Below are 2,839 nucleotides of genomic sequence, written 5' to 3' on the forward strand. Positions count from 1 at the left end.
GGCATGAACCTGCTGCTCCGCCATTCCGGCGACGAGGCCGAAGTGCTCCGCGCACCGCTGATCGCCGACCCGGGACGGCGGGCACGCCGCCACGCCGAGATCCCGCTCGCCGCGGCCCGGCCCGGCCCCTGGCACGCGTCGGTCGAGATCGACGGGCTGGACGGACCGGCCGGGCTCCGAGCCGACGACGGAGGCGGCGTCCTCGGCCCGGTGACCGCCTCGCTCCTGCCGCCGCGCCGCGTGCACGTCCGCCCCGACCGGGCTCCGCTGGCCGTGTACGTCACGGTTCCGCTGGCGGCCCGCCTCCGGCGGGCGCGCCGCAACCTCACGGCCCGCGCACGCCGTTGACCGGGAGGCCCCACATCCGGGCGGCGCGTCGTAGGTTGGCCGGATGAACGTGGTCATCGCCGTCGCCGGGACGCTTCTGGTGACGTGGGTCCCGGCGCTCCTGTGGTGGCGGCGCCGGCAGGGCCGGGGCGGTGATCTGGGCGGGCCCGCGCGGCGGGCGACGTTCGAGACGCTGCACACCGCGTCCCGCGCCGCGCCCGCGTTCCGCGCCGGGCTGACCGAGCAGGGCGCCCAGAAGGCCGCCCGCCACCTGCGGGTCCTGCTGGACTGCCCGGCGCTGGCGATCACCGACGGGGAGCGGCTGCTGGCCTGGGACGGGGAGCACGACCACCACGCGGAGGAAGGCCCCAAGCACGCCGAGGTCACGCTGGGAAACGGGCGTACGCAGGTGCACGACGTCGCCTGCGACCGGCTGGACTGCCCGATCCGGAGGGTCGTGGTGGTGCCGCTCGCCACCGACGACCGCGTGATCGGGACGCTCGCCGCCTACGGGGAGGACACCCCCGCCGGGCTGATCCGCGCCGCCGAGGAGGTCGCCCAGTGGGTGGACGCCCAGCTCGAACTGGCCGAACTCGACCACTCGCGGACGCTGCTGATGGAGGCCGAGATGCGGGCGCTGCGGGCGCAGATCTCGCCGCACTTCATCTACAACTCGCTGACGACCATCGCCTCGTTCGTCCGGTCCGACCCCGAGCGGGCGCGGGAACTGCTGCTGGAGTTCGCCGGGTTCACCCGCTACTCGTTCCGGCGGCATGGCGACTTCACCACGCTGGCCGAGGAGCTGCGCTCCATCGACCGGTACCTGCTGCTCCAGCGTGCCCGGTTCGGGGAGCAGCTGCGGGTGACGCTGCGGATCGCGCCCGAGGTGCTCCCGGTCGCCGTGCCGTTCCTGTGCCTTCAGCCGCTCGTGGAGAACGCCGTCCGGCACGGGCTCCAGGACAGGTCGGAGCCCGGCCTCATCACGATCGTCGCCGAGGACGCCGGGGCCGACTGCGTGATCAGCGTGGAGGACGACGGGATCGGCATGGACCCGGGCGACGTCCGGCGCCTGCTGGCGGGGGAGGTGCGCCAGCTGAGCGACGACGGCGACGCCGCCGGGATCGGCCTCGCCAATGTCGACGACCGGCTCCGGCAGGTGTACGGAGACGAGTACGGTCTCGCCGTAGAGACCGGACGGGGCGCGGGGACGAAGGTGACCGTGCGGGTGCCCAAGTACCGGCCCGGTGTGACCGCGTCCTGAGCCCTTGACTGCCGGGCCCCGGTTGACTGGAATGTGCGTGCGGCGTGGGAAGGGACGGTGCGGTGGGCCTACGTGTCCTGGCGGTGGACGACGAGGCGCCCGCGCTGGACGACCTCGTCCACCTGCTGCGGGCCCATCCGCGGATCGGCGAGATCCATACGGCGGTGGACGGCGCCGCCGCCCTGCGCAAACTCGACCGGGCCCTCGCGGACGGTCGCCCCATCGCGGCGGTCTTCCTCGACATCCGGATGCCCGGCCTGGACGGCACCGTCCTCGGCCGCGTGCTGGCGCAGTTCGCACGCGCGCCGCGGATCGTGTTCGTCACCGCCTACGAGGATCACGCCGTCGACGCGTTCGAGATCAAGGCGACCGACTACATCCTCAAGCCGGTGCGGCCAGAGCGGCTGAACGAGGCGATCAGGCGCGTGATCGAGGCCTCCGACGAGCCCGAGGCCGACGAGGCCGACCCGGCCGGGCCGGAGCCGATGCCCGTCGAGCTGGGCGGCGTGACGCGGTTCGTCACCCCCGCCGAGGTGCTGTACGTCGAGGCCCAGGGGGACTACGCGCGGCTGCACACGGCGTCGGGCAGCCATCTGGTGCGCATCCCGCTGGCCGCACTCGGCGAGCGGTGGACCGGCGCCGGGTTCGTCCGCGTGCACCGCAGCCATCTCGTCGCGCTTTCCGCGATCAAGGAGCTGCGGCTGGACTCCGGGCGCTGCACGGTCCTGGTCGGCGGCACGGAGCTGCCGGTGAGCCGCCGGCACGTGCGTGAGCTGCGCGACCTCCTCGTGCGCAGGGCCAGGCGGTCCCCCTGAGCCCCGACGGCGCGGACTTCACGGACCCGGGCCCCGGCGGGCCGGGCCCGGACGAGAAGGCGCGCGGGATCGCTCCCGGCCGGGTCCTGGTGACCGGGCCGCGGACGCGCGCCGTCCGGCGTCCCCGCTACCCGGTCACCCGCGAGATCGACGAGCAGACCGGGCTCGGCGAGGCGTACATGCGCTCGCTGCTGCGCACCCAGCTCCGCCTCGCGCTGGGGCTGTGCCTGGTGCTGGCCGCCGTGGTGGCCGGGCTGCCGCTGCTGTTCGCGCTGGTCCCCGCGGCCCGCGAGCAGGAGGTGCTGGGACTGCCGCTGCCGTGGGTGCTGCTCGGCGCGGTGATCTACCCGTGGTTCGTCGCCTGCGGCTGGTGGTACGTCCGGCAGGCCGAACGCAACGAGGACGATTTCGCCGAGCTGGTCGAGCGGTCCTCGGC

General features: G+C 74.5%; 4 protein-coding genes. All 4 read left to right on the forward strand.

The annotated features are described in order from the left end of the window. Positions 1-348 (forward strand): hypothetical protein (locus E1281_RS40970; RefSeq protein ID WP_165959310.1); only part of this gene is annotated, 348 nt, incomplete at its 5' end. A 43-nt stretch (positions 349-391) separates the two neighbouring features. Further along, positions 392-1,588 (forward strand): histidine kinase, encoded by a 1,197-nt coding sequence (locus E1281_RS38895; protein ID WP_131884697.1) that lies wholly within the window; start codon positions 392-394, stop codon positions 1,586-1,588. A 62-nt stretch (positions 1,589-1,650) separates the two neighbouring features. Further along, the gene (locus tag E1281_RS38900; protein ID WP_131884698.1) at positions 1,651-2,403 is read left to right on the forward strand and encodes a LytTR family DNA-binding domain-containing protein; all 753 of its coding nucleotides are present in this window, start codon (positions 1,651-1,653) and stop codon (positions 2,401-2,403) included. A gap of 89 nt (positions 2,404-2,492) precedes the next feature. Then, positions 2,493-2,839 (forward strand): hypothetical protein (locus tag E1281_RS38905; RefSeq protein WP_207943777.1); only part of this gene is annotated, 347 nt, incomplete at its 3' end.

The organism is Actinomadura sp. KC345 (assembly GCF_004348515.1).
In the GTDB taxonomy this organism is placed as follows: domain Bacteria; phylum Actinomycetota; class Actinomycetes; order Streptosporangiales; family Streptosporangiaceae; genus Spirillospora.

Excerpts from the sequence above, each read along its gene's own strand:
- E1281_RS38895 (WP_131884697.1), top strand. The coding sequence starts at position 392 with ATGAACGTGGTCATCGCCGTCGCCGGGACGCTTCTGGTGACGTGGGTC.